This window comes from Micromonospora mangrovicola (assembly GCF_047200535.1).
In the GTDB taxonomy this organism is placed as follows: domain Bacteria; phylum Actinomycetota; class Actinomycetes; order Mycobacteriales; family Micromonosporaceae; genus Micromonospora.
In genome coordinates, this window is the sequence record NZ_JBJZOG010000057.1 from 38,524 (window position 1) to 46,023 (window position 7,500).

Here is a 7,500-nt window from a genome sequence, read left to right on the forward strand (position 1 = left end):
CGCTTCGGCGCACCCCGAGTCGATCACGCCGTGCCGTGCCGCCGTGCCGTGCCGCCGTGCCGTGCCGCCGTGCCGCGTCGGGGCCGGCCCGGTCAGTCGGCGCCGTCGGCCAGCTCCGGCCGGTCCAGCGCGCCGAGCAGCCGGGCCCGCAGGACGGTGGCCCGATCGGCGAAGCCACGCTGGGCGGCGGCGTACTCGGCCCGGCCCTCCGGGGTCTCCACCCGCACCGGCGGATACCCGAGGCCGGCCAGGTCGTACGGGCTGGCCCGCATGTCCAGCGCGCGGATCTCCCGGGCCAGCGCGAAGCACTCCGCCACCAGCTCCGACGGCACCAGCGGAGAGAGCTTGTACGCCCACTTGTAGAGATCCATGTTGGCGTGCAGGCAGCCCGGCTGCTCCAGCGCGTGCTGGCTGTCCCGGGTCGGGGTGAGCAGGTTCAGCGGCCGGGCCGGCGGGGTGAAGAACCGGAATGCGTCGAAGTGGCTGCACCGCACGCCCCGCTCCTCGACCACCGCGGCGGTGGCCTCCGGGCTGAGCCGCAGCGGCCAGGCGTTGTGGCGCACCTCGTTCTGGGTCTGCCGGTAGACCATCGCCCACTCGTGCATGCCGAAGCAGCCGAAGTTCGCGGGGCGGCCGGCGGTCGCCGCGAGCAGCGTACGGACCCAGGTGACCGACTCGGCGCGCCGGGCGCGTACCCGATCGGTGTCGAGGGTGAGCCCGGCGGCGGTGGCCCGGTAGTCGGGGTCGAACTCGGCCGGGTCCGCGTCCCGCAACAGCACCCCCGCACCCGGGTGCCAGCGGCGCAACTGGGCGGGGCGGTGCGAGTAGTAGGTGAAGAGGAAGTCCTCCACCGGATGCTTCACCCCGGTCCGCCGGCGGGCCAGGTGCGGCGCCAGCCAGGCGTCGACCCGCTCCTCGTGGGCCCGACGCCGGACCTGCCAGTCGGCCGCGTCGAGGGCGGCGGCGGGGGCGAGGGCGGCGGTCACGGAGCCAAGGGTACGACCGCCGCCCGCCCCCGATCAGGGCACGTCCACCCGGACCCCGGCCGAGAACACCCCGCTGCGCAGCTCCAACTGCTTCGGCGGGTCGTCGCCGTGCAGGGTGAAGACCAGCGGCAGGAGCACCCGGCTGCCCGCGGCGACCGGCTTGGCGAAGACGTCCCGGCCGAGGTTGGCCACCTGGGTGGCGTCCTCGTCGGTGGACACCCAGTCGCCGCCCGGCAGGTAGGCGCGCTGCAACTGGCCGTGCCAGGTCTGCTCGGCCGGGGTGAGGTTGCGCACCCCGACCGTGGCCAGGCACTGCCGGCTACCCGGCCTGGCCATCGGCAGGTTCGCGGCGCCGCAGGCCACCCGGTAGACGGTGAACTCGAACGCCGCCTCGCGCAGCGGGACCCCGAGCGCTCCGGAGACGCTCCTGCCCATCCACGCGCCGCTGGTCGGCTGTTTGGCGGTGTCGATCGCGGAGACCCGCTGGGTGGCCGTCCACGCCGCCGCGCCGACCACGCCGGCCAGCACCGCCGCCGCGACCCCGACCATCAGCCAGACCGGTGGGGTGCGCCGTCGTCCCGCCACTGCGGGCATTGCCGGGCGCGGGTACACGGTGCCGCGATCCGCCGGGCCACCCGCCCCGCCCGCGACGGCCGGGCTGCCGGCGCTCGCCGCCGCCGGGCCGCCCGGCGCCAGGCCGGCCCGCTGCCGGCGTCGGCGCCACCACCACCAGAGCCCACCGACCACCACCACCAGGGCCGCGGTCAGGGCGGCCAGCAGCACCGGCGGGCGTCGCCAGGCGGGCGCCGCCGCCACCTTCGCCGCCGGGATCACCCCCGGGCCCGTCCAGGTCGCCGTGGCGCAGTCGTACGGCCGGGTGCCGTCGGTGCCGTACACGCAGGCGGGCGCGGTCACCGACCGGCCCTGGGTGGTGGTGCTGAGCGCGGTGTGCAGCGTCGTGGTGCTCTGGGCCGGCAGCCGCAGTCGCCAGGTCACCTCGTTGGCCCCGGTCGATCCGATCGGGGTGGTGGCCCGGCCGCCGCCGGTCACCGTGGTCGCCCGCGCGCCGGTGGGCAGCTCCTGCCGCACGGTCGTCTCCACCATGCTGTTCCCGGCGTTGCGCACCTGGATCCGGTATCCCGGCGCCGGGGTGCCGGCCGCGGTCACCGCCACGGTGACCGGCGGCGTCGACAGCTGGATCGGTGCCGCCTTCGTCGGGGCCACCGCGGGCGGGGCCGCCGGCACGCCGGTCGGGATCGGGGTGGCGCGTTGCGCTGGTGCCGCGGGCGCCGGGTGCGCGGGCGCGGCCACCGCCCGGGGTGCCGTCGCCGGTAGCGCCGGTACGGCGGCGAGGACGCCGAGGCAGTTCACGATCACGGCCAGGGCCCTGTGGTGTCGTCTCGATGCAGGCATACGAACGAACCTCCGGACCCGAAGCTATGGGCCGGGGCCCGCCGGGCGGGTACGAAGCCGCCAATCCCGCCCCGGTCGGCGCGGGTCGGCGTATCGTGGCGGGCCCGCCGACCCGGCTGCGGCGGGCCCGGCCGCGTCCGGCGTGGCCGGGCGGGTCGCCGGGGATAGATTGGCGGCGTGCGTATCGCTCGTTTCGCTCATGCCAAGGGAATGTCGTTCGGGGTCGTCGAGGGCGAGCCGGAGGCCGGGCCGCAGGGCCTGACCATCGCCGAGATCGACGGGCACCCGTTCGGCCAGATCCAGTTCTCCGGTGCCCGTTGGGCGCTCTCCGACGTCCGGCTGCTCTCGCCGATCCTGCCGAGCAAGGTGGTCTGCGTGGGCCGCAACTACGCCGAGCATGCCGCCGAGCACGGCAGCGAGGTGCCCAAGGAGCCGTTGCTCTTCCTCAAGCCCTCCACCTCCGTCATCGGCCCCCGGGACGCGATCCGCCTGCCGGTCTTCTCCAAGCACGTGGAACACGAGGCGGAGTTGGCCGTGGTCATCGGCGCTCCCGGGGCGCGCCGGGCCGACCGGGCCGCCGCCGAGCGGGCCATCTTCGGCTACACCTGCGCCAACGACGTCACCGCGCGGGATCTCCAGCGCTCCGACGGGCAGTGGACCCGGGCCAAGGGCTTCGACTCGTTCTGCCCGATCGGTCCGTGGATCACCACCGGCCTGGACGTCTCCGACCTGGAGATCCGCTGTGAGGTGGGTCGCAACCCGGAGGAGATGGAGGTCCGCCAGCTCGGCCGGACCAAGGACATGGTCTTCGACGTTCCGGCCCTGGTGTCGTACATCTCCCACGTGATGACGTTGCTCCCCGGTGACGTGGTGCTGACGGGCACCCCGGCGGGGGTTAGCCCGCTCACGGACGGGGATACGGTCACCGTGCGGATCGAGGGGATCGGTGAGCTCACCAACCCGGTGGTGCCGGTCGCCTGATGCGTCCGACGCCTCGTTTCCGCAGTTCAGGTGCGGTTCGAGGGGTTGGATTTGGCCTGTCGGCACGGGGAGGGTAAAGTTCATTCCCGGCGCCGCAAGGGGCCAATGGGGTATGGGGTAATTGGCAGCCCGACTGATTCTGGTTCAGTTAGTCTAGGTTCGAGTCCTGGTACCCCAGCGCAGCCGCGGATTCGCGAGAATCCCGGACGCTGGATTCTGGCGGAGTTCCGCTCCGCTCCTCGCGAGAGGGGCGGCGGATGATCTCTGATAGAGTGCAGCTTCCTCGCCCCGGATCGGGCGGGGGAGCAGGAAGTTCTGGCCCCGTCGTCTAGCGGCCCAGGACGCCGCCCTCTCAAGGCGGTAGCGCCGGTTCGAATCCGGTCGGGGCTACAGCGCTGACAGCCCGTCCCACCTGGTGGGGCGGGTTGTTTCGTGTCCGCGCCGCCCGCTCCGGCGTCCGGTCGCCAGTCACCCGGACAAGGGTGACCCCCCTCGGCCGGCCCGTGGCGGTGCCGATAGACTACTGCCGCACCGCTCGTCAGGGTGCTGAAGCAGGAAAAGTGCCTGGCCCCGTCGTCTAGCGGCCCAGGACGCCGCCCTCTCAAGGCGGTAGCGCCGGTTCGAATCCGGTCGGGGCTACCACACCGACGGCCCGTCTCGCTCAGCGAGACGGGCCGTTCGTGCTGGTCGGTCGACTCGGCCTGCGGCATGCCGGCGGGCCCGTGGGGTGGCGGACGCACCGGCCCCCGGCAGGTCGAGCCGATCAGCCGGGCGGTATCAGAGGCCGGAGAGGCGTTGGCCGGCCCGGACGACCGCCATGGCGTGGCGTTCGCCGGGGCGGCGGCCGAGGCGCTCGATCGGGCCGGAGACACTGATCGCGGCGATGACCCGGCCGGTCCGGTCGCGGATCGGGGCGGAGACGCTCGCCACCCCGGCCTCCCGCTCGGCAACGCTCTGCGCCCAGCCGCGACGGCGCACCTCGGCGAGGGTACGGCCGGTGAACTTGGAGCGGGGCAGCAGCGGCATGACCGCCTCCGGCGGCTCCCAGGCCAGCAGGATCTGCGCCGCGGAGCCGGCCGTCATCGGCAGCACCGAGCCGACCGGGACGGTGTCCCGCAGGCCGCTGGCCCGTTCGGCCGCGGCCACGCAGATGCGCTCGTCGGCCCGGCGCAGGTAGAGCTGGGCGCTCTCCCCGGTGGCGTCGCGCAGCGCGGCGAGCAGCGGTTCGGCCGCGGTCAGCAGCACGTCCGGCGCGGCGTTGGCCAGTTCGCCGAGCCGGGGGCCCGGGCGCCAGCGGCCCTGGGTGTCCCGGACCAGCATCCGGTGGATCTCCAGCGCCTGTGCCAGCCGGTGCGCGGTGGCCCGGGGCAGCTTGGTGCGTTCAACGAGTTCGGCCAGGCTGGCGCCGTCGACACAGGCGGCCAGGATGACCACCGCCTTGTCGAGAACGCCGACACCGCTCATACTGTGTCCCACAAGCCGAAATTTACCTCCCAGAATTTAGGATGTCCAGATGGTGGGAGTCACTCAACCGAGGACCCTGGCCGAGAAGGTCTGGGACGCGCACGTCGTCCGCTCCGCCGACGGCGAGCCGGATCTGCTCTTCATCGACCTGCACCTGCTGCACGAGGTCACCAGCCCGCAGGCGTTCGACGGCCTGCGCCTCGCCGGCCGCCCGGTGCGGCGCACCGACCTGACGATCGCGACCGAGGACCACAACACCCCGACCGGATACGACGACCCGGCGTTCCGGTCCCGGCGCGGCGACCTGCTCACCATCGCGGACCCCACCTCCCGCACCCAGATCGAGACGCTGCGCCGCAACTGCGCCGAGTTCGGCGTACGGCTGCACCCGCTCGGCGACGAGAACCAGGGCATCGTGCACGTGATCGGCCCGCAGCTGGGGCTCACCCAACCGGGCATGACGATCGTCTGCGGCGACTCGCACACCGCCACCCACGGCGCGTTCGGCGCGCTCGCCTTCGGCATCGGCACCAGCGAGGTCGAGCACGTGCTGGCCACCCAGACGTTGCCGCAGGCCCGGCCGAAGACCATGGCGGTGAACGTCAGCGGCCGGCTCGCCCCGGGTGTCACCGCCAAGGACCTGGTGCTGGCGCTGATCGCCCAGATGGGCACCGGCGGCGGGCGCGGGCACGTCGTGGAGTACCGGGGCGAGGCTATCCGCGACCTCTCCATGGAGGGCCGGATGACCATCGCCAACATGTCCATCGAGTGGGGCGCCAAGGCCGGCATGATCGCGCCGGACGAGACCACCTTCGCGTACCTGAAGGGGCGGCCGAACGCGCCGCAGGGGGCCGACTGGGACGCCGCGGTGGCCTACTGGAAGACGCTGCCCACCGATGAGGGCGCCACCTTCGACACCGAGGTGACCCTGGACGCCGGCCGGATCACCCCCTTCGTCACCTGGGGCACCAACCCCGGTCAGGGCGTGCCGCTCGGCGCGGCCGTGCCGGACCCGGAGGAGTTCGTCACCGAGCCGGAGCGGGTCGCCGCCCGCCGGGCCCTGGAGTACATGGACCTGAAGGCCGGCACCCCGCTGCGCGACCTCGCCGTGGACGTGGTCTTCGTGGGTTCCTGCACCAACGGCCGGCTGGAGGACCTGCGGGCCGCCGCCGACGTGCTGCGCGGGCACCAGGTGGCCGACGGCGTACGCATGCTGGTGGTTCCCGGCTCGGCGGCGGTTCGCGAGTCCGCCGAGGCGGAGGGCCTGGACAAGGTCTTCACCGACGCCGGCGCCGAGTGGCGCTTCGCCGGCTGCTCCATGTGTCTCGGGATGAACCCCGACACGCTGAAGCCGGGCCAGCGCTCGGCCTCGACCTCCAACCGCAACTTCGAGGGCCGCCAGGGCCGGGGTGGGCGCACCCACCTGGTGTCCCCGCCGGTCGCCGCCGCCACCGCCGTGGCCGGCCGGCTGGCCGCCCCCGCCGACCTGTAGAAGGGCAGCCGATTCCGATGGACAAGTTCACCACCCACACCGGCACCGCCGTGCCGCTGCGCCGATCCAACGTGGACACCGATCAGATCATCCCGGCCGTGTACCTCAAGCGGGTGACCCGGACCGGTTTCGCCGACGGGCTCTTCAACGCGTGGCGGGAGGATCCGTCATTCGTTCTGAACGATCCCGCCCATTCGGGTGCGTCGATTCTCATCGCCGGTCCCGAGTTCGGCACCGGCTCCTCGCGGGAGCACGCCGTCTGGGCGCTGCGGGACTGGGGCTTCCGGGCCGTGATCTCTCCCCGCTTCGGTGACATCTTCCGGGGCAACGCACTCAAGGAAGGGCTCCTTCCGGTGGAGCTCGAATTGAAAGCCGTGGAAGAACTCTGGGATCTGGTGGAATCCGAGCCAACCACCCCGATCACGGTCGACCTCACGGCCCGCCAGGTCCATGCCGGGGACGCCACCTGGGCCTTCCCGCTGGACGAGCACAGCCGCTGGCGGCTGTTGGAAGGCTTGGATGACATTGGACTCACCCTTCGCCACGAGGCCGAGATCGGCGCGTACGAGGCGTCCCGGCCGTCGTTCCTGCCCTCGGTCGCCTGACCGCAGATAGCTTTTCGCCCCCACCGGCCCCGCTGGTGGGGGCGAATCCGTTACGACACAAGGGCTTTTTTCCACCGAATGTTTGTGTCCAGGCAGCACAGGGCATACCGTGCGCGCAGAATGGCTCGCGTCGAGTCAGTTGCACAATCGGGAGGAAGTCGTGAACAAGGCCGAGCTCATCGAGGCGCTCGCTGTTCGCCTGGGGGACCGGAAGACGGCGACGGCCGCGCTCGACGCGGTCCTCGCCGAGGTCCAGGGGGCGGTCACCAAGGGCGAGAAGGTGGCAATCACCGGATTCGGAGCGTTCGAAAAGCGCGTCCGAGGTGCCCGAACAGCGCGTAATCCGCGGACCGGCGAGGCGGTGAAGGTCAAGAAGACCTCCGTCCCGACGTTCCGCCCGGGTGCCGGTTTCAAGGAGATGGTGGCCAGCGGCAAGGTGCCGAAGGCCACGGCCGCCGCCAAGAAGACCGCCGCCGCGGCGGCCAGGACCACCGGGGCCAAGGCGGCCGCGGCGAAGAAGACCACCACGGCCGCCGCCGCCAAGAAGGCCGCGCCGGCG

General features: G+C 72.9%; 7 protein-coding genes and 3 tRNA genes. 7 read left to right on the top strand and 3 right to left on the bottom strand.

The features are described from left to right. Positions 1-92: 92 nt before the first annotated feature. Both ACL02O_RS21685 and ACL02O_RS21690 read right to left on the bottom strand, forming a co-directional pair. The gene (locus ACL02O_RS21685) at positions 93-986 is read right to left on the bottom strand and encodes a 3-methyladenine DNA glycosylase (protein ID WP_412819947.1); all 894 of its coding nucleotides are present in this window, start codon (positions 984-986) and stop codon (positions 93-95) included. 33 nt (positions 987-1,019) lie between these two features. Further along, positions 1,020-2,399 (bottom strand): hypothetical protein, encoded by a 1,380-nt coding sequence (locus tag ACL02O_RS21690; protein WP_412819948.1) that lies wholly within the window; start codon positions 2,397-2,399, stop codon positions 1,020-1,022. 177 nt (positions 2,400-2,576) lie between these two features. Here ACL02O_RS21690 and ACL02O_RS21695 point away from each other — a divergent pair, with 177 nt between their 5' ends. The 4 genes from ACL02O_RS21695 (at position 2,577) to ACL02O_RS21710 (ending at position 4,022) form a co-directional block, all read left to right on the top strand. Further along, a complete protein-coding gene (locus ACL02O_RS21695; RefSeq protein ID WP_412819949.1) occupies positions 2,577-3,380 on the top strand; it encodes a fumarylacetoacetate hydrolase family protein in 804 nt (267 codons plus the stop codon). 106 nt (positions 3,381-3,486) lie between these two features. After that, positions 3,487-3,558 (top strand) — tRNA-Gln (locus ACL02O_RS21700). A 139-nt stretch (positions 3,559-3,697) separates the two neighbouring features. Next, positions 3,698-3,770, top strand: a tRNA-Glu gene (locus ACL02O_RS21705). A 176-nt stretch (positions 3,771-3,946) separates the two neighbouring features. After that, positions 3,947-4,022, top strand: a tRNA-Glu gene (locus ACL02O_RS21710). A 135-nt stretch (positions 4,023-4,157) separates the two neighbouring features. On the opposite strand, the gene ACL02O_RS21715 is transcribed toward ACL02O_RS21710, so the two are convergent. After that, the gene (locus tag ACL02O_RS21715; RefSeq protein ID WP_222953191.1) at positions 4,158-4,844 is read right to left on the bottom strand and encodes an IclR family transcriptional regulator; all 687 of its coding nucleotides are present in this window, start codon (positions 4,842-4,844) and stop codon (positions 4,158-4,160) included. A gap of 49 nt (positions 4,845-4,893) precedes the next feature. Here ACL02O_RS21715 and leuC point away from each other — a divergent pair, with 49 nt between their 5' ends. From leuC to ACL02O_RS21730, 3 genes are all read left to right on the top strand, one after another. After that, complete coding sequence (leuC, locus tag ACL02O_RS21720; protein WP_412819950.1) at positions 4,894-6,336, top strand: 3-isopropylmalate dehydratase large subunit; 1,443 nt, start codon at positions 4,894-4,896, stop codon at positions 6,334-6,336. 17 nt (positions 6,337-6,353) lie between these two features. Beyond that, complete coding sequence (gene leuD, locus ACL02O_RS21725) at positions 6,354-6,941, top strand: 3-isopropylmalate dehydratase small subunit (protein WP_412819951.1); 588 nt, start codon at positions 6,354-6,356, stop codon at positions 6,939-6,941. A 160-nt stretch (positions 6,942-7,101) separates the two neighbouring features. Further along, a partial coding sequence (locus ACL02O_RS21730; RefSeq protein ID WP_412819955.1) for an HU family DNA-binding protein occupies positions 7,102-7,500 on the top strand: 399 nt, incomplete at its 3' end.